The sequence below is a fragment of the Qipengyuania pacifica genome, assembly GCF_019857205.1.
In the GTDB taxonomy this organism is placed as follows: Bacteria; Pseudomonadota; Alphaproteobacteria; order Sphingomonadales; family Sphingomonadaceae; genus Qipengyuania; species Qipengyuania pacifica.
Genome location: NZ_JAHWXO010000003.1, coordinates 87,597 through 104,936, shown reverse-complemented (window position 1 = coordinate 104,936; position 17,340 = coordinate 87,597). Strand labels below are relative to the sequence as shown.

The following is a 17,340-nucleotide window of genomic DNA, read 5'->3' as shown; positions in this document are numbered from 1 at the left end:
GCGGTGCGGGGGGCCTGCTTCAAGCGGCATCGCGCATCAGTTCAGCGGCGGGCCGAAAGGCTGGCCGTCGACGACGATGTAGCGGCGCTCGACCGTGCGCACTTCCACCGCGGAATCGGCGGAAATCGGGGGCGTTGGCGCGGGAGGCGGCGCTTCGGTGAGGGGGCCGGAAGCGGGCACGATGAGGCGGGTATAGGTGGAGCCCTGCAGTAGGGCGACCTGCCGCGTTCCGCCGATTTCGCCCAAATCGACACCGATACACATGTCAAAACAACTGTATGAATGGTCCCGAACATACGCTTGGAGGCGCGACTCAAGCGCTGGATCGTCGAACGTCATGCGAAGTTCCGGATCGGGATCGGTCCGCCCGTAATAACGGGTCGTCCGAGCGGCAGCGGCCTGCGCCAGTTCCCCCACCTGCCCGCTGCGTTTGGCAAGGCGAGCCAGCGCCTGCCGGCCAGCGTCACCGAAATCCCAGCGCAAGGCAGCGAAATCGAAGTCTTCTACGGCGACCGCCCCCGATTCGAGCCGAGCGAGCTGGTTGCGCGTGGAGATCGCCCCGAAATCGAACAGCGGCAGGGCAAGGAGGAAGGCGAGCACGCAGGTGCCGACCGCAAGGTGCATATTGGCGGTTCGCACGCCGTCCATCCAGCCAGCCAGGGCCCCGGCCATCCGGCAGCGGATCGGAGCGATGAAATAGGCGACACCGTAAGCCACCGCCACCGCCACCGCGACGACGCCCCACAGCCGTTCCGGGCTGAGGCCGTATTCGGAAATACGCGTGCCGGTGGAGATCGCGGCGAGCAGCGCCAGCGGAAGGATCGCCAGCGCGAGGACCAGCGCCGCCCAGCGCAGCACACGGTTACCGCTCGCTTCGGCATCGCCGTTGCGGACCACGGCATTGACCAGCACGAAGCAGGCCGCGGCGAATGAGAGCAGAAGCGGCGTGGGGCTTTCGGTCGCGTTCCACAGCACCGAAATGCCGCTGGCCACGACGGCCAGCAGGAATATGACGAGCGCGACCGCCAGCGGCACGGCGATGATCGAGAAGACCAGCATCACGACCGATTGCAGCGTGCCGATGATCCTGAGCTGGTTGCGCAATACGCCGAGCGCGGCGCCGAAGGCAGCGCCCGAAAAGGTCCAGCCGAACCAGCCCTGATCAACGAGCGTCTTCAGGACATCGATCTTGATGGCGGCAAAAAGCTGCGCGAGGAGAAACAGCAGCAGCCACGATAGGCCGACGAAGGCGAGCGCCCCTGCCACGCAAATGGCATCGGTCCAGACGTGGAAATGCGTTTCATCGTAGGAGGTGCGCCAGCGCCGGCGATGGAAACCGGCCTGGAACAGCGGCAGCGCAAGCGCGATGGCGACGATCCCGGCAGCGAACCAGAACGGCGCATCGACATGGGTTTTGCTGGCCAGTGCGACGCGCCAGGCGATCCCGCCCATGATCAGCGCCACGACGGCGGCAAAGGCGAGCGGCTGTTTCCAGCGGCCGCGATCGACGGTGAAAGCGAGAGCGAGCGACCCGAAGGCCAAAGCAGCGGTCAGCGCGGCACGCCACGGCGCCCACACATCCGCATTCCATTCGGCAAGGAAATACACGCCGAGGCCCGCCAGCCCCAGGAGGGCGGCAAGGCCCCACGGGCGAAGCGGCCAGTCGGAATGGAGGGAGGACGTATTCGGATCGCCGGGCTGGCTCATGCGACCTCCCCCGTATCGGTTATTCGGCAGGCGGCGGCACCGGCTGGCCGGGTTCGCCCGGCTGGCCCTGCTGCTGCTGGCCCATCATCTGCTGGAGCGCATTGGCACGGGCTTGGAAATCGTCCCTACTCATGAAATCGACGACTTCGACATCGAAGGTCAGATCGGCGTTGGGCGGGATCGGCGAACCGGGAGGCGGTTCGGCGCCATAGGCCTGTTCCGCCGGAATGGTGAGGACGTAGCTGCCACCCTTCTGCATCTGCGTCAGCCCTTCGATGAAGCCATCGATGATCGCCCCTTCTTCGAGCAGCAGCGGATTACCTTCCGGAAACAGGCCGGGCGGGATCGGCAGCGGCTGCGAGCGATCGAATTCGGTCCCGTCGGCAAGCTTGCCGACATATTTCACGAACACCACGTCGCCCATTTTCGGCGAATCGCCCGTGCCAGCGCTTACCGTTTCGACATCCAGCCCCTTGGGAATGGCAGCCCAGGCAAGGCCGGCACCCAGCAATACTGCCACCGCGACGCCGAGCCAGAGCTTGGTCAGCGAGCCTTTCTTGATGGGCTGGAGAGGAACGCGGGTAATCTCGGTCATGAAAAAGTGTCCTGATACGCAAAGGGCGCGGATTTCTCCGCGCCCTCATGGCTTAGCTTCGTGGCAGCCGCAATAGCGACTTACTTGATGCCGTCGCGTTCCATGCGCTTACGTTCCATCTTGCGGGCGCGGCGAACGGCAGCAGCCTTTTCACGGGCGCGCTTTTCGCTGGGCTTTTCGTAGTGGCGGCGCAGCTTCATTTCGCGATATACGCCTTCACGCTGCAGCTTCTTCTTGAGCGCACGGAGAGCTTGGTCGACATTGTTATCGCGAACCATGATCTGCATAAACTTCAATACCTCAACTTGCGGGCCAGAGCCCGCGCAGCGGGTTTTGCCTCCTTGAAACGGTTTCGCCAATAGAACGAAATACGCGCCGAATCCGTTCCGGATCGGCTCGAACGGGTGCGCACATACGGATTCGCTCCGTAAATGGCAAGTGTTTGTAGCAATCGCAGATGCAGGCGTGTGCATCGGGATGACGAACGCGCAAATGGCGGCTAAGGGCACCGGCGATGTCCTCCTTTTCTCCCTTCGTCGCAGCGCTGCACGTCTTTCTGGGCGGCGGGGTCGGTGCGGTGCTCCGCTGGCAGCTTGGCCGTGCCATGACCAGCTGGCTGGGCGCCCCGATCATCAGCGTTTTCCCATTCGCAACGCTTGCCGCCAATGCCGCGGGCAGCCTGTTCATGGGCCTGCTGGCCGGATGGCTGGCGCGTCACGGATCGGGCGGGAGCGAACAGCTGCGCCTGCTGCTGGGCGTGGGCCTGCTGGGCGGCTTCACGACTTTCAGCGCCTTCAGCCTTGAAATGGTGCTGCTGATCGAACGCGGTCAGTACCTGTTCGCCCTGCTTTACGCCTTCCTGTCGATCGCGCTTGGCATCACCGGACTGATGGTAGGCCTTGGTGTAATGAGGATGGCAGGATGAAGACTTCCGACGAAGTGCGCAGTTTCACGGTCGAGGCCGATGACGATGGCATCCGGGTGGACCGCTGGTTCAAGCGCCACCTGCCGCAGGTCGGCTTCGGGACGGTCAGCAAATGGGCCCGCACCGGTCAGGTGCGTGTCGACGGCAAACGGGTGAAGCCTGACGACCGGCTTGAACAGGGCCAGCAGATCCGCGTGCCTCCGGGCGGCGATGCGCCGCACAAGAAGGAAAAGACCAAGCGCGAGCTGAAGCCTGCCGAAATCGAGCAGGCCGAAGGCATGGTCATCACCAAGACCAAGGGCGCGCTGGTACTGAACAAGCCGCCGGGCCTTGCAACGCAGGGCGGAACCAACACGTTCAACCACGTCGATGGCCTGCTCGATGCCTATGCGCCGGGTGAGGACGAGGTGCGCCCGCGGCTGGTCCACCGGCTGGACAAGGATACCAGCGGCGTGCTGCTGGTGGCGCGCACGCCGGGCAGCGCATCCTTCTTTTCCAAGCGGTTTTCGGGCCGTTCTGCCAAGAAGGTCTATTGGGCGCTGGTGATCGGCGTGCCCGATATCCGCGAAGGCGTGATCGAGGCCCCGCTGGCCAAGCAGCCCGGTTCGGGCGGCGAGAAGATGCATGTCGACCATGAAGACGGGCAGGCTGCGAAGACCAAATATCGCGTGGTCGACAGCGCGGGCAAGAAAGCCGCCTGGCTGGAACTGCAGCCGATGACCGGGCGAACCCACCAGTTGCGCGTCCATTGCGCGGCCATGGGCCATCCGATCGTGGGCGACGGAAAATACGGCGGCAAGGATGCGTTCCTCACCGGGACCATCAGCCGCAAGATGCACCTGCATGCGCGGCGCCTGATCATCGACAGTCCCGATGGCGGCAAGCTGGACGTAACGGCAGAACTGCCCGAACATTTCGCCGCATCGCTCGAACAGTTGGGTTTCGATGTGAACGCCAGCGACGCCACCCCCATGCGCGACGATCCGCCGCCCAAGAGCCGCGAGGAAAAGAAACAGCAGGCGCGCCAGCACGCGAAGAACTTCCGCAAGTCGCAACGTTCGCCGCGGCGCGCACGTGGTGCAGCCAGCGGCAAGCCGAAGCCCAAGGGCAAGCGCTGATGCATCCCAACCCGCTTTTCAGAAGCGAGGATCATGCGCTGATGCGCGAATGGATCGGCCGGGCGGCGTTCGGCATGGTGTTTCTGACCACGCCCGAAGGGCCGCGGGTTGCCCATACCCCCTTTATCCTGCGCGACGAGAACCGGCTGCAGTTCCACCTTGCCCGGGGCAATGCCCTGACGCGTTCGCTGGAAGGAGCAACCGCCCTCGCCGTGGTCAACGGGCCAGACGGGTATGTTTCGCCGCGGTGGTACGACAACCGCGATACGGTGCCGACGTGGGATTATGTCGCGATCGAGATGGAAGGCCCCGTGCGGCGCATCGCGGATGGCGAACTCGACACGCTGCTTTACGATCTGATCGACACGCACGAACACCGCATCGAGGGCGAACGCTGGAGCGCCGGGGAGGCGAGCGAACCGACGTGGAACGGGTTGTTCAAGGCCATCGTCGGTTTCGAACTGGATGTGCGCGACTGGCGCCCGACCTTCAAGCTATCGCAGAAGCGCACCCCGGCAGAGCGCAAGACGATCGTCGCCGGTCTTGCCGGGAACGGTAACGACGCGCTGGCCGCTGCCATTGGCGGGAATGACGCATGAGCAGGCTGGTGGTGTTCGATTGCGACGGGACGCTGGTGGATGGGCAGGCCGCGATCTGCGAGACGATGGAACTAGCCTTTACCAGCAATGGACTGGCCGCACCCGACCGGCACCATGTGCGCCGGATGGTCGGGCTGAGCCTGCCCTATGCGCTGCGCGAACTGGCGCCGAATGTCAGCGACGAACAGCGCCATGCGGTGGTGGAAGCATACAAGACCGGCTTTCGCGACCTGCGCCAGTCGGGCGGACTGCGCGAGCCGCTGTTTGCCGGAATTGCTGAACTGATCGAGGAACTGGCGGCCGAAGACTGGCTGCTGGCCGTGGCGACGGGCAAGAGCGATCGCGGCCTGCATTCATGCCTCGACACGCATGGCATCCGCCATCGCTTCATTTCATTGCAGACGGCCGACCGCCATCCATCCAAGCCCCACCCGGCGATGCTGGAAGCCGCCCTGGTCGAAGCGGGAGTGGCACCCGGCGAGGCCGTGATGATCGGCGATACGAGTTTCGACATGGAAATGGCAGTGGCCGCGGGCGTGCGGGCGATCGGCGTTTCGTGGGGCTATCACGAAGCGCAGGAACTGCTCGACACCGGGGCCAGCGCGGTGGCCGATACGGCAGCGCAATTAGGAGAGATGATCCGTGGACCAGCATGATCCCGCCAAAACCCGGTTCCTTGCGATTCAGGCCATGCGCCTGTCCGGCCTGTTGCTGGGCGTGGTCGGGGCCTTGATCCTGGGCGAAGTCCTGCCGTTCCCTGAAATGCTCGGTTACCTGTTCATGGCGCTGGGGCTGGTCGGCGTTTTCATCGTGCCGACCACGCTCGCAAAGCGGTGGAGCAGCCGCAAGTGAAGCGGTTTTACAAGGACGTTTCCGTCGACGAAGTGGATGGCGGCTGGCAGGTTTCGCTGGATGGCCGGGCCATCCGGACGCAGGGCAGCAAGCAGCCGCAGATCGTGCCGAGCCGCGTTCTGGCGGATGCGCTGGCGAGCGAATGGCAGGATCAGGACGAAGAGATCGACCCCGGGCTGTTCCTGTTTCGCGACCACGCGGATTTCGCGATCGACATCGTCCGCGCGGACCGGGACGCGGCGATCGACAAGCTGATCGGTTATGCCGAGACCGACACGCTGTGTTACCGCGCCGATCCCGAAGATGCGCTGTTTCGCCATCAGCAGGACCGGTGGGAGCCGCTGGTCGAACATCTGGAAAACCGGTTCGGCATGCGGTTCCAGCGCGTGAGCGGGATCGTCCATCGCCCGCAGGCGGAAGAAACGCTGGCGGCGCTGCGCCATCATCTGGAAACGCTAGACGATTTCGCGCTGGCAGGCGTGACGGCCATGGCATCGCTTGCCGCGTCGCTGTGCATTGCGCTGCTGGCGAGCGAGGAAGCCGTCAAAGATCCCATGGCATTGTGGCGGGACGCCAACCTCGAGGAAGAATGGCAGGCCGACAGGTGGGGCCGGGACGAGGAAGCGGAAGCCGTCCGTAAACGCCGGGCCGACGATTTCTCGGCCGCGCAGGTTTTTACGACGCTGGCCGCGACGCGTTAAGCGCCCTGGCCGACCCAGTCGGCGATCTGCCCGGCAACATCGTTGGCCGCCTGATTGAGCGCCGGACCGACGAAGGCCGTTTCCGGCGCTGCAACGGGAACGCGCGATTCGAACCGCCGCGTCGTCACATTGGACGAAGCGCCGTTGCGGACCGCATCGAACACGACCACCACATCCCTGCTGCGCGCGTCATAGCCGAAGCTGCGCAGCGTGCCGTGCAGCCGGTCGATTGCGCCGACGCCGGGATCGTCGCCATCGACGACCATGCGGCCGGTACGCGAACGGATGGTTTCGGCAACCAGCTGACCGAACAGGCGCGCGGGCCGATCGACCCAGACGGCATCCTGCAGATAGGCCAGTTCGGTGTCGGTCACCTGGACCGGAACGCGGGTAACATCGATCGCCTTGGTCGATCCGAATTCGACCAGCGCGATGGCGTTGCTTTGCGACATGGGCGCGCCTGCACCGGCCGGAACCGTTGCGGTGGGCGTCAGCGTCAGCAGGCTGTCGGGCGCTTCGCCGCCGAAGCTGAGGCAGCCGCCCAGCAGCAGCGCCGGAGCCAGCGCGGCAAGTTTAATGGTGCTTCTCATGCTCAGGCCCCTCACGGCTTGTAATCAGGCAATGGCTGGCTCGACAGCAGCGAACCTGCACCCTTTTCGTCGATCTTCTCGGTCACGTCGCGCAGCGCCTTGCTGGTGGCGCGCAGGTCGCGCAGCGTCGCCTCTGCCGCGGGCAGCGTGCTTTCGGTCAGCTGCTTGGTCGCGGGGCGGGCATCGTTCAACGTGTCTTCCAGCGCCTTGGCCGCACCGCTGGCGGATTCCAGCGTCGAGCGAAGATCGCGGGCGATGGCTTCGCCTTCCTGGTTGATGATGCGATCGGTCGACCGGGTGACCGTTTCGAACTGGTCGAGCGCTTCCGCCGCTTCGCGCAGCGTCACTTGGAGTTCCGCCATCGTGCGTTCCATCTGCGGGGCCGCATCGGCGAAACCGGCGCTGGCGGCATTGGCATTGGCGAGAATCTGCGAAATCTGTTCCTGGTTGCGATCGCTGAGCAGGACGGTCAGCCGCTCGGTCAGCGTGGCCAGCCGTTCCAGCAGCAGCGGCGCGCTGGCAAGCACGGCGCCGAAGCCGCCGCCGGCCGTGGGCGGAATGATCGGCACGCCTTCGGTGCAGGCGGTCGTCTCGCACGAAATCGGCGGCGCACCGGTGCGCGCGCCGTCGAGCGTGATGGTCGATACGCCGGTGAAGCTGCCCTGGATCGTGGCGGTGGTGCCCACGAGAATGGGCACGGTGTCCTTCACCTTGATGCGGACGCGGACGAATTCGGGGTCCTTGTCCCACAGTTCGATCTGGGTGACCTGGCCGACCGGCACGCCCGAAAAATCGACGCCGCTGCCATTGGCCAGCCCCGATACCGACTGCTTGAAGAAGATGTCGTATTCGTCCTGCGCGCCGCCGCCCAGCCTGGCGAGCCAGACGATGAACAGCGCGAGCGCGCCGAGGATCAGCAGCGACACCGCCCCCACCCAAACGTGATTTGCCCGCGTTTCCATTGGTTTCGCCCTATGCCTTGCCCGCAGGCGGTTTGTCCAACGCTTTGACCACGTTCGCCGCGAGCGGCTTGTCCATGTGACTGCGCAGTTCGTCGAGCGCCTGCGCCGTCAGCGCCGCGCGGCCGCGTGGCCCGTTGAAATATTCCTGTATCCAAGGGTGGTCCAGTTCCATCAGATTGGGAACCGTATCGACCGCGATCACCTTCTTGTCCGCCAGCACCGCCACGCGGTCGCAGATTTCGTGCAGCGTATCGAGATCGTGCGTGATGAGGAACACGGTGAGACCCAGCGTTTCCTTCAGTTCGCGCGTAAGGTTGTCGAACGCCGCCGCGCCGATGGGGTCGAGCCCCGCGGTCGGTTCGTCCAGGAACAGCAGTTCGGGATCGAGCGCCAGCGCGCGGGCCAGACCGGCGCGCTTCTTCATCCCGCCCGACAGTTCGCTGGGATATTTGCTCACCGCTTCTTCCGGCAGGCCCGAAAGGATCGTCTTGTAGCGCGCGATTTCATGGCGCAGCTCGGCATCGATTTCGGGATAGAACTGCTTCAGCGGCACTTCGACGTTTTCGCCCACGGTCAGCGTGCTGAACAGCGCCCCGCCCTGGAACAGCACGCCCCAGCGGTTGCGGATGCCGATATCCTGTTCGGGATCAGTGCCGACGACGGAACGGCCGAACACACGGATGTCCCCTTCCGCGGGGTGCTGCAACCCGATGATGGAGCGCATCAGCACCGACTTGCCCGTGCCCGAGCCGCCGACCACGCCGAGGATTTCTCCCCGCCTGACCTTGAGATCGAGATCCTGGTGAATGACCTGATCGCCGAAGCGGTTGGTCAGCCCTTCCACTTCGATCGGATATTCGCCGCGAAAACGCTCGTGGCGCTCAAGCTGCCGGCCGGTTTCGTCCTGTGCCATCAGGCCCACCCGACCTTGGTGAAGAACACCGCGAAGAAGGCGTCGATCACGATCACGGCAAAGATGCCGGTAACCACCGCCATGGTGGTGCGCAGGCCGACGTCTTCGGAATTCCCCTTCACCTGCATGCCGTGATAGCAACCGGCCAGCGCCACGATCAGGCCGAAGACCGGCGCCTTGAGCAGGCCGACCCACAAATCGTAGATCGGGACGACATCCTGAATGCGGCTCAGGAAGGTCCAGAACGGTATGCCCAGCATGAACTGGCCGACCACGGCGCCGCCGATGATGGCGACGGCTGCGGCGTAGAAGCCCAGCAGCGGCATCATCAGCACCGCGGCCATGATTCGCGGCACGACCAGCGCTTCCATCGGGGATATGCCGATGGTCTGCATGGCGTCGACTTCCTCGGTCAGGCGCATGGTGCCGATCTGCGCGGCAAAGGCGCTGCCCGAACGGCCCGCGACCATGATCGCGGTCATCAGCACGCCCAGTTCGCGCAGGGTAATCCTGCCGACGAGGTTCACGGTCAGCGTTTCCGCCCCGAACTGCGCCAGCTGCACTGCCCCCTGCTGCGCGATGACGATCCCGATCAGGAAGCTCATCAGGCCCACGATCGGCAGGGCCGAAATACCCACCAGTTCCAGCTGGCGGACCAGCGCCAGCCAGCGGAACCGCTTGGGATGGCGGATCAGGCTGCCGATGGACAGCAGCAGCGCGCCCAGAAAGCCGACCACGCCGTAAACGCCCTTGCGGGCATTGAGCATTTTCTGGCCGATGGCTTCGGGCACGCGTTCGAATACCGGCAGGCGCGGGGCGCCGATTTCTTCCTTCGAGCCGGTGTCTTTCAGCGCTTCGATCAGACGTTCCGCCCGCGGGCTGGCCCCGGTCAGGTCGGCGTTGAATTCTCTGGAAATACTGCAGGCGACCCAAGCGCCGACCGTGTCGATTTCGCTGATTGCGGACAGGTCGACCTTGGTTATCTGGCCGTCCAGCGCGCGCAGATCGTGATCGACCTGACCGATCGTGGACACCAGGAAGGGTCCCGACAGGACGAGCACATTGCCCCCGTCATCCCCTTCGACCAGCTCATATTCGGCAATACCACCCATTGCGGGCGGGTATGAGGGGAAATGAGTCGCTTGCCAAGCGACTATCGCCGCACATCACCTGCAGCGTTGCATCGCAACAAGGGCGCTGGCAAAGGCGACGCCATGAGCACCGAGCTACCGAAAACATTCGATCCCGCCGAAATCGAGGCGCGCTGGTACGCGCATTGGGAAGGAGAGGGCCTGTTCCGCCCCGACCGCCCGCAGGCCGAACCCTATACCATCGTAAACCCGCCGCCCAATGTGACCGGCAGCCTGCATATCGGCCACGCGCTCGACAATACGCTGCAGGACGTGATGATCCGGTACGAACGGCTGCGCGGCAAGGATGCGCTGTGGGTGGTCGGCACCGATCACGCAGGCATTGCCACGCAGATGGTGGTGGAACGCCAACTCGAGGCCAGTCAGGACAAACGCACCAATTATTCGCGCGAGGATTTCATCGCGAAGGTGTGGGAATGGAAGGAAGAAAGCGGCGGTACGATCACCCGCCAGCTACGCCGTCTGGGTTGTTCGATGGACTGGTCGCGCGAACAGTTCACGATGGACGATCATTTTTCGCAGGCCGTGCTCAAGACCTTCGTCGACCTGCATAATGACGGGCTCATCTATCGCGACAAGCGGCTGGTGAACTGGGATCCCAAGCTGAAGACCGCGATTTCCGATCTCGAGGTCGAGACGCAGGATGTGAAGGGCAGTTTCTGGCACTTCAGATATCCGCTCGAAGACGGTGTGACGCTGGCCGACGGTCGCGATTACATCGAAGTCGCCACCACGCGGCCGGAAACCATGCTGGCCGATATGGCGGTTGCCGTGCATCCCGATGATGCGCGTTACGCATCCGTCGTGGGCAAGCATGTCGTGCTGCCCATCACCGGCCGCCGCGTGCCCATCGTCGCGGACGAACATGCCGATCCCGAACTCGGGTCGGGCGCGGTCAAGATCACGCCGGGCCACGACTTCAACGATTTCGAAGTCGGCAAGCGCGCCGGGTTCAAGCCGGCCGACATGCTCAACATGCTCGATGGCGAAGCCAATGTCTGCCAGACAGCGGACGGGCTGGTGCCGGAAGAATTCCTCGGCCTTCACCGCTTCAAGCGCGACGGCGTGGACGGCGCCCGCGAACTGGTCGTGCGGCGACTGAAGGAACTGGATTGCCTAATTCCGCATGTCACGAAGGACAAGGAAGGCAACGCAGTCGAGCACGATGCCGAACCGCGCACCATCGCGACGCCGTTCGGCGACCGCGGCGGCGTGGTGATCGAACCCTGGCTGACAGACCAGTGGTATGTCGATGCCGAAACGCTGGCGAAGAAGCCGATCGAAGCCGTGAAGAGCGGCGCAGTCGAAATCGTCCCGAAATCTTGGGAAAAGACCTTCTTCAACTGGATGGAAAACATCCAGCCGTGGTGTGTCAGCCGCCAGCTCTGGTGGGGTCACCGGATCCCGGCGTGGTATGACGCCGACGGCAAAGCCTATGTCGCGATGACGCAAGAGGAGGCGCAGGCACAGGCTGGCGACGGCGTAACGCTGACCCGCGACGAAGACGTGCTGGACACCTGGTTCTCGTCCGCGCTGTGGCCGTCCGCCACCCTCGGCTGGCCGGATAAGACCGATCTCGTCGAAAAACATTACCCCAACAGCCTGCTGATTTCCGGCTTCGACATCCTGTTCTTCTGGGATGCCCGCATGATGATGATGGGCCAGTACAACACCGGCCAGAACCCCTGGCCCAGGCTCTACCTCCACGGCCTTGTCCGCGCTGCCGACGGGCAGAAAATGTCCAAGTCCAAGGGCAATGTCGTCGATCCGCTGGGCCTGATCGACCAGTACGGCGCCGATGCGCTGCGCTTCTTCATGGCGGCGATGGAAAGCCAGGGCCGCGACATCAAGATGGATGACAAGCGGATCGAGGGATACCGCAATTTCGCGACCAAGCTGTGGAATGCCACGCGCTTCTGCCAGTCCAACGGGATCGTCGGCGGCATCGGCGATCATACCGGCCCGGGGCTATCCCCCAGGTTGGCGGTCAATCGCTGGATCATCGGCGAGGTCATCGAAACCAGAGACGCGCTCGACAAGGCGCTGGCCGAACTGCGCTTCGATGCGGCCGCGAATACCATCTATCACTTCGTGTGGGACCGCTTCTGCGACTGGTATATCGAACTGATCAAGGGCAATTTCGATGACGAGACGAAGGCCGTCGCCGGCTGGGCGCTTGATCAGATCCTGGTCATGCTGCACCCCTTCATGCCCTTCATCACCGAAGAGCTGTGGTCCAAGCAGGCCGCGCGCGCCGATTACCCGCTGATCACTGCGCAATGGCCTGATCCGCAGGCCGAGATCGATGCGGCGGCCAAGGCGGAGATCGACTGGCTGATCGCGCTGACCAGCGCGGTTCGTACCGCCAAGAACGAACTGGGCATTCCTCCGGGCGCCAAGCTCGAAGCTTTCTGCCCGGCGCCCAGCGCGCTGGCGAAATCGGTAGTCGAGGCCAATGCCGCCGCGATCGAGCGGCTTGCCCGCCTGACCCCGATCCACATGGCCGATGCCCCCGCCGGTGCCGCCATGCAGATCGCAGCCGGCGAGGATGCCTTCGTGATCCCGCTCGAAGGTGTGATCGACATCGCGTCCGAGAAAGCCCGCCTTTCCAAGGCGCTCGAAGCGTCCACCAAGGAAGCCAAGTCGCTCGAAGGGCGTCTGTCCAACGCCAACTTCGTCGATCGCGCCAAGCCCGAAGCGGTCGAAAAGGCCCGCGCCGATCACGCCCATCACACCGCAGAGGTCGAACGCCTGACTGCCGCGCTGGCGCGGCTGGGGTAAGGTAGCTCTTTCCTACACGGGGACATTTTGCCTATGCCGGGGATATGAATCCCCGGCCCATCCGTATCTGCGCGAAACGCATGTGGGAAATCATCGTGACAGGGCCTGCGCGAAAGGTGACACCTTCGAATTGGGGAAAGCCACCTTTCCTGTTTTCTCACAATAATTTGAGCGCAGCGTCGCGGCCTGCCGGAGTTTTTATTTTGCATGGGGTCGGTGTAAACCCGTCAGGACTGGCATGGCGCTGATACTCGCGACCGACGATGAAGGCGGGCCGGAAATTTTCGCGTCGGTTCAGGGCGAAGGGCCGAGCATGGGCATGCCGGTCGCCTTCATGCGCCTGTCACGCTGCAACCTTGCCTGTGTGTGGTGCGACACCGCCTATACCTGGCATTTCCAAGGCGACGAACGCCCGCATCGCGACGGCGTGGAATACGACCGCAAGGCCAACCAGCTCTCGCTGCCGGAAGATGAAGTCGCCGCGCGTATCATGGCGCTGGGGCAAAGCCGGCTCGTCATAACCGGGGGCGAACCCTTGCTGCAGGCCCCTGCCCTTGCTCGCCTGCTCGAGCTGCTGCCCGATGTGTCGGTCGAGATCGAAACCAACGGAACCACCGGGGCCCCCGCCCCGCTCGATATCCGCATCGACCAGTTCAACGTCAGCCCCAAGCTGGCGCATAGCGGCAATCCCGCCGAACTGGCGCTGCTGCCCGAACGGCTCGATGCCTATGCCACCGATCCGCGCGCATGGTTCAAATTCGTGATCGCGGAACCCGCAGACGTCGACGAGGTCCTGGCGCTCCGCGACCGGTACCGCTTCAGGCCCGGCCATGTGTTCCTGATGGCCGAAGGCACCGATAGCGAGACCTTGCGCGAGCGCGAGAAATGGCTCGCGCCGCTCTGCGTGCGCCATGGCTTCCGGTTGAGCGACCGCCTGCACATCCACCTGTTCGGAGACACACGGGCCACATGAGACCGCCGACGCCAGCCAAGCCGCGCGATCTGACCAGCGGACCGGTGCTCAAGACACTGGTCCTGTTCAGCCTGCCCACGCTCGCATCCAATCTGCTCCAGTCGCTCAACGGCTCGGTCAATTCGATCTGGGTCGGGCGGCTGCTGGGTGAAGCGGCACTGGCTGCAACCGCCAATGCCAATATCATCATGTTCCTCACCTTCGCCGCCGTCTTCGGTTTCGGCATGGCGGCGACGGTCAAGATGGGGCAGGCGTTCGGTGCATCCGATACCGATCAGGCGCGGCGGACATTCGGCACCGCCATGGGGTTCTGCCTTACGCTCGCGCTGATCGTGGCGATTGCAGGCTGGCTGGCATCGCCCGCCCTGCTGCAGGCGCTGGGCACACCGGAACAGGCCTACACGCTCGCTTTGTCATATCTACGCGTCATCTTCATCGCGATCCCCGGTTCCATGGCCACGGTGATGATCGCCATGGGCCTGCGCGGCTCGGGGGATGCGCGAACGCCCTTCATCTTCATGGCGCTGACGGTCGTGCTCGATATCGTGCTCAACCCGCTGCTGATTGCCGGGATCGGCCCCTTCCCGCAGCTTGGCATTGCCGGGTCGGCGCTGTCCACCGCGATCGCGGGTTATGTCTCGCTGGCCGGGCTGGTCGCCTATGTTTACTGGCGCGATCTGCCGCTGCGGCTGCGTGGCAGGGAAATCGGCTATCTCATCCCGCGGCGGGCCGAAATGGGCTACATCCTCGGCAAGGGTCTGCCGATGGGGGCACAGATGTTGCTGGTGTCTTCGGCGGGGATCGTCTTCATCGGCCTCGTCAACCGCGAAGGGCTGCTTGCGGCGGCCGCCTACAGCGCGTCGCTGCAATTATGGACCTATCTCCAGATGCCCGCGATGGCGATCGGTGCCGGGGCCAGTGCCATGGCGGCGCAGGCCATCGGGGCGGGCAAGCTGGACCGGCTGGACCAGATCAGCCGCGCCGGGGTGAGCACGAACTTGGTACTGACCGGCGTCATGACCGCGCTGCTGCTGCTGTTCGACCGCGCGGCGCTGGTTCTGTTCCTGGGTCCCGAAAGTCCTGCCGTGGCGCTGGCCCGCCACATCCAGTTCCTGGCGAGCTGGAGCTTCATCATCTTCGGGGTGACGATCGTGCTGTTCGGCACCATGCGCGCGGGCGGCGTCGTTTATGCACCGCTGATCGTGCTGGGGATCGCGCTGTTCCCGGCGCGGCTCGGCTTCTATTACGCTCTGGTCGGCACGCTGGGACAGGATGCCCTGTGGCTGAGCTTCCCCTTCGGCTCCTTCGTCGGCGTTGCGCTCGCGATCGTCGCCTATCGCCGCAAGGGCTGGCGCCTCAAGGCACGCGCCATCTCGCCCGAACGCGCGGCGGAGGAGGTCAATACGAATGGCGAAGCGGTCGGGCGGTTCAAGCCCGACATGTAACGCCGCGAGATCGGATCAGCCCTGAGAACGCCAGCGTAACACGGTGCGCTGGACGGTTTCCTCTTCGCCGCCGGTCTTGTTCCACAGCTCGACGAAGCTCGGGTCTTCCGATGCCGGGCGCCGCGATTCCTCGAGATTGTCGAAGCTGACGCGCATCGGGATGGCCACGCCCTCGCCGCAGATGATGCATTCGCGATTGCGCAGGGCCGGGATCGCATCGAGGAACCCGCGCGCGCCTTCCGGCATGGCGGCCCGCACGAATTCCTGGTCGCGGTCGTTGTTGAGGCGCATCGAAATGATCGTGCCGCATTGCGACAGCACGCCTTCGGCAAGGTCGGACGGGCGCTGCGTGATCAGGCCGAGCGAGATGCCGTATTTGCGGCCCTCCTTGGCGATGCGGCTAAGGATGGTTCCGACCGAATTGCCATCGGCATTCTTCTCGTTCGGAACGTAGCGATGGGCTTCCTCGCACACGAGCAGGATCGGCGATGTACGCTCCTCGCGGCCCCAGATGGCGAAGTCGAAGACCAGTCGGCTGAGCACGGCAACCACCGTCGCGGTAATGTCCGAGGGGACGCCCGACACGTCGATGATCGAAATCGGCTTGCCGTTGGATGGCATGCGGAAGATCTTGGCGATGAAATCGGCCATCGTGTCGGCCACCAGCATGCCGGAGAACATGAACTGGTACCGCGGGTCGCCCTTGATCTCGTCGAGCTTGTTCTTGATCCGCATGTAAGGGGCGGAGTTGGTCGATTTGTCGAGCTTGCCCATCCCGTCCTGAATCTCGTTCGACAGGTCGGACAAGAGATAGGGAATGGGGGAATCGACCGTGATCTTGCCCATGCTTTCGGCAAGGCGGCTTTTCTGGCGGGCCTTGAGCAGACAGCGCGCCAGAATGTCGGCATCGACCTGGCGCTCATTGCCGTTGCTGGTGAGCAGCACTTCGCAATGCTCCTCGAAATTCATGATCCAGTACGGCATCTGGAGGTTCGAGACGTCGAGGATAACGCCGGTATGGCGGAACGCCGCCGAATATTCGCCATGCGGATCGATCATGACGATATGCCCCTCGGGCGCCGCCTCGCAGATGCGGTGCAGCAACAGGGCCGCGCTGGTCGATTTACCGGTGCCGGTCGAACCCAGCAGCGCAAAGTGCTTTCCGAGCATGGCATCGATGTAGATGCCCGCACGGATGTCCTTCGTAGGATAGACCTTGCCGATCGTTACCGCGCTGCGCCCGTCGCTCGCATAGACCTGCTTGAGGTCCTGCGTCGACGCGGGATAGACCATTCCGCCCGGAACGGGATAGCGCGTCACACCGCGGCGGAAGCCATGGAGCTTTCCGGTCAGCTTCTCTTCGATCCCTTCGCCGAGAAAATCGATATTGGCGAGGATGGACCCTGCCTTGCGATCCTGGCGCTGATTGCGCACGCTGGCGAGAAGCCAGCTGTTGCCGACGCGTATCTTGACCTGCGAACCGACCTGTCCGGCCATCGCGATCGATGGATCGTCATCTTCGGTGCACTCGTTGAGGCGTTGCAGGTCGATGGCAATCATCGAACCCGAGCCGGCGATCTCCAGCACCACGCCAATGGGTTGGGTGGCATTCTCGCTGACCGGTTCTTCTTCTGCGGGAGCTTCAACCGCATTCGCGGGCTCGCGCTGCGGTGCAAGGCCCGACGGGCGCGGCGGTGCGTCTCCCAGCGTTGGTGTAAAGCGTTCGGCAGGCGCAATCGGTTCGACAGACACCGGTTGGTCAGATGTCACATCCGCGCAAGGCTGCGGCTGGTGAACATACCCCGATGGGGACACATATGGAGCGGATTGTTCGGCGCTGCGCCTGATCCGGTCACGTAGCGAATTGCTGCGCGGCTGCGGCGGCTCTGCGCCATCTTCCATCGCCGGGTCGAAGGTACGGTAGTTGGGATTGCCCATTTCGGTCATCGGTCAGCTGTGCCCCACGTATGACGCCCCATTTGCGCCAGCGTATCGCCTGCCCGAAACTGCTTAAGATGTGGTCAACGC

At 64.0% G+C, this 17,340-nt stretch carries 17 protein-coding genes; 9 read left to right on the top strand and 8 right to left on the bottom strand.

What is annotated here, in order from left to right; all coding sequences use genetic code 11:
* Positions 1 to 36 precede the first annotated feature (36 nt).
* From KYK83_RS05860 to rpsU, 3 genes are all read right to left on the bottom strand, one after another.
* Complete coding sequence (locus tag KYK83_RS05860; RefSeq protein ID WP_222827552.1) at positions 37 to 1,707, bottom strand: DUF4153 domain-containing protein; 1,671 nt, start codon at positions 1,705 to 1,707, stop codon at positions 37 to 39.
* A gap of 19 nt (positions 1,708 to 1,726) precedes the next feature.
* Positions 1,727 to 2,302: an FKBP-type peptidyl-prolyl cis-trans isomerase gene (locus KYK83_RS05855; RefSeq protein WP_222827551.1), complete on the bottom strand. Its 576-nt coding sequence runs from the start codon at positions 2,300 to 2,302 to the stop codon at positions 1,727 to 1,729.
* A gap of 80 nt (positions 2,303 to 2,382) precedes the next feature.
* On the bottom strand, positions 2,383 to 2,589 hold the full coding sequence (rpsU, locus tag KYK83_RS05850) for a 30S ribosomal protein S21 (protein ID WP_011413239.1): 207 nt from the start codon (positions 2,587 to 2,589) through the stop codon (positions 2,383 to 2,385).
* A 227-nt stretch (positions 2,590 to 2,816) separates the two neighbouring features.
* On the opposite strand from rpsU, the gene crcB reads away from it, so the two are divergent.
* From crcB to KYK83_RS05820, 6 genes are read left to right on the top strand one after another with little or no spacing between them, the layout of a single operon-like run.
* Entirely contained in the window at positions 2,817 to 3,227 is a 411-nt protein-coding gene (gene crcB, locus KYK83_RS05845) for a fluoride efflux transporter CrcB (RefSeq protein ID WP_103022527.1), read from the top strand.
* On the top strand, positions 3,224 to 4,345 hold the full coding sequence (locus KYK83_RS05840) for an RluA family pseudouridine synthase (protein WP_103022526.1): 1,122 nt from the start codon (positions 3,224 to 3,226) through the stop codon (positions 4,343 to 4,345). The genes crcB and KYK83_RS05840 overlap by 4 nt, the downstream gene beginning before the upstream one ends.
* Positions 4,345 to 4,944 carry an FMN-binding negative transcriptional regulator gene (locus KYK83_RS05835; RefSeq protein WP_222827550.1) on the top strand — a complete coding sequence of 200 codons (600 nt, stop codon included), beginning with the start codon at positions 4,345 to 4,347 and terminating at the stop codon, positions 4,942 to 4,944. Before KYK83_RS05840 ends, KYK83_RS05835 begins: the two co-directional genes overlap by 1 nt.
* Positions 4,941 to 5,600: an HAD-IA family hydrolase gene (locus KYK83_RS05830; RefSeq protein ID WP_221597884.1), complete on the top strand. Its 660-nt coding sequence runs from the start codon at positions 4,941 to 4,943 to the stop codon at positions 5,598 to 5,600. Before KYK83_RS05835 ends, KYK83_RS05830 begins: the two co-directional genes overlap by 4 nt.
* Positions 5,587 to 5,796: a hypothetical protein gene (locus KYK83_RS05825; protein ID WP_103022523.1), complete on the top strand. Its 210-nt coding sequence runs from the start codon at positions 5,587 to 5,589 to the stop codon at positions 5,794 to 5,796. Before KYK83_RS05830 ends, KYK83_RS05825 begins: the two co-directional genes overlap by 14 nt.
* Complete coding sequence (locus tag KYK83_RS05820) at positions 5,793 to 6,497, top strand: ATP12 family chaperone protein (protein WP_222827549.1); 705 nt, start codon at positions 5,793 to 5,795, stop codon at positions 6,495 to 6,497. Before KYK83_RS05825 ends, KYK83_RS05820 begins: the two co-directional genes overlap by 4 nt.
* Here the strand turns inward: KYK83_RS05820 and KYK83_RS05815 are convergent.
* The 4 genes from KYK83_RS05815 to KYK83_RS05800 are packed head-to-tail and all read right to left on the bottom strand — an operon-like array spanning position 6,494 to position 10,074.
* Positions 6,494 to 7,087, bottom strand: coding sequence for an ABC-type transport auxiliary lipoprotein family protein (locus tag KYK83_RS05815; protein WP_222827548.1), 594 nt, complete (start codon positions 7,085 to 7,087; stop codon positions 6,494 to 6,496). The two genes, KYK83_RS05820 and KYK83_RS05815, sit on opposite strands and share 4 nt — an antisense overlap.
* An 11-nt stretch (positions 7,088 to 7,098) precedes the next feature.
* A complete protein-coding gene (locus KYK83_RS05810; protein WP_103022520.1) occupies positions 7,099 to 8,049 on the bottom strand; it encodes an MlaD family protein in 951 nt (316 codons plus the stop codon).
* Between the two features lie 10 nt (positions 8,050 to 8,059).
* A complete protein-coding gene (locus KYK83_RS05805) occupies positions 8,060 to 8,962 on the bottom strand; it encodes an ABC transporter ATP-binding protein (protein ID WP_103022725.1) in 903 nt (300 codons plus the stop codon).
* Positions 8,962 to 10,074 (bottom strand): MlaE family ABC transporter permease, encoded by a 1,113-nt coding sequence (locus KYK83_RS05800; RefSeq protein WP_103022519.1) that lies wholly within the window; start codon positions 10,072 to 10,074, stop codon positions 8,962 to 8,964. Before KYK83_RS05800 ends, KYK83_RS05805 begins: the two co-directional genes overlap by 1 nt.
* A 102-nt stretch (positions 10,075 to 10,176) precedes the next feature.
* Between KYK83_RS05800 and KYK83_RS05795 the strand changes: the two genes are divergently transcribed.
* The 3 genes from KYK83_RS05795 to KYK83_RS05785 all read left to right on the top strand — a co-directional run bounded on the left by KYK83_RS05795 (position 10,177) and on the right by KYK83_RS05785 (position 15,312).
* Positions 10,177 to 12,894, top strand: a complete 2,718-nt coding sequence (locus tag KYK83_RS05795) for a valine--tRNA ligase (RefSeq protein ID WP_222827726.1) — start codon at positions 10,177 to 10,179, stop codon at positions 12,892 to 12,894.
* A gap of 238 nt (positions 12,895 to 13,132) precedes the next feature.
* Complete coding sequence (locus KYK83_RS05790) at positions 13,133 to 13,867, top strand: 7-carboxy-7-deazaguanine synthase QueE (RefSeq protein WP_222827547.1); 735 nt, start codon at positions 13,133 to 13,135, stop codon at positions 13,865 to 13,867.
* Entirely contained in the window at positions 13,864 to 15,312 is a 1,449-nt protein-coding gene (locus KYK83_RS05785; protein ID WP_248284290.1) for an MATE family efflux transporter, read from the top strand. Before KYK83_RS05790 ends, KYK83_RS05785 begins: the two co-directional genes overlap by 4 nt.
* 15 nt (positions 15,313 to 15,327) lie before the next feature.
* Here the strand turns inward: KYK83_RS05785 and KYK83_RS05780 are convergent, their stop codons facing one another.
* Complete coding sequence (locus KYK83_RS05780; RefSeq protein WP_248284289.1) at positions 15,328 to 17,259, bottom strand: ATP-binding protein; 1,932 nt, start codon at positions 17,257 to 17,259, stop codon at positions 15,328 to 15,330.
* Positions 17,260 to 17,340 lie beyond the last annotated feature (81 nt).

What these genes read in the sequence shown, in the direction of transcription:
- KYK83_RS05860 (WP_222827552.1), bottom strand. Translation starts at nt 1,707, where the DNA reads ATGAGCCAGCCCGGCGATCCGAATACGTCCTCCCTCCATTCCGACTGG.
- KYK83_RS05855 (WP_222827551.1), bottom strand. Translation starts at nt 2,302, where the DNA reads ATGACCGAGATTACCCGCGTTCCTCTCCAGCCCATCAAGAAAGGCTCG.
- rpsU (WP_011413239.1), bottom strand. Translation starts at nt 2,589, where the DNA reads ATGCAGATCATGGTTCGCGATAACAATGTCGACCAAGCTCTCCGTGCG.
- crcB (WP_103022527.1), top strand. Translation starts at nt 2,817, where the DNA reads ATGTCCTCCTTTTCTCCCTTCGTCGCAGCGCTGCACGTCTTTCTGGGC.
- KYK83_RS05840 (WP_103022526.1), top strand. Translation starts at nt 3,224, where the DNA reads ATGAAGACTTCCGACGAAGTGCGCAGTTTCACGGTCGAGGCCGATGAC.
- KYK83_RS05835 (WP_222827550.1), top strand. Translation starts at nt 4,345, where the DNA reads ATGCATCCCAACCCGCTTTTCAGAAGCGAGGATCATGCGCTGATGCGC.
- KYK83_RS05830 (WP_221597884.1), top strand. Translation starts at nt 4,941, where the DNA reads ATGAGCAGGCTGGTGGTGTTCGATTGCGACGGGACGCTGGTGGATGGG.
- KYK83_RS05815 (WP_222827548.1), bottom strand. Translation starts at nt 7,087, where the DNA reads ATGAGAAGCACCATTAAACTTGCCGCGCTGGCTCCGGCGCTGCTGCTG.
- KYK83_RS05810 (WP_103022520.1), bottom strand. Translation starts at nt 8,049, where the DNA reads ATGGAAACGCGGGCAAATCACGTTTGGGTGGGGGCGGTGTCGCTGCTG.
- KYK83_RS05805 (WP_103022725.1), bottom strand. Translation starts at nt 8,962, where the DNA reads ATGGCACAGGACGAAACCGGCCGGCAGCTTGAGCGCCACGAGCGTTTT.
- KYK83_RS05800 (WP_103022519.1), bottom strand. Translation starts at nt 10,074, where the DNA reads ATGGGTGGTATTGCCGAATATGAGCTGGTCGAAGGGGATGACGGGGGC.
- KYK83_RS05795 (WP_222827726.1), top strand. Translation starts at nt 10,177, where the DNA reads ATGAGCACCGAGCTACCGAAAACATTCGATCCCGCCGAAATCGAGGCG.
- KYK83_RS05790 (WP_222827547.1), top strand. Translation starts at nt 13,133, where the DNA reads ATGGCGCTGATACTCGCGACCGACGATGAAGGCGGGCCGGAAATTTTC.
- KYK83_RS05785 (WP_248284290.1), top strand. Translation starts at nt 13,864, where the DNA reads ATGAGACCGCCGACGCCAGCCAAGCCGCGCGATCTGACCAGCGGACCG.
- KYK83_RS05780 (WP_248284289.1), bottom strand. Translation starts at nt 17,259, where the DNA reads ATGACCGAAATGGGCAATCCCAACTACCGTACCTTCGACCCGGCGATG.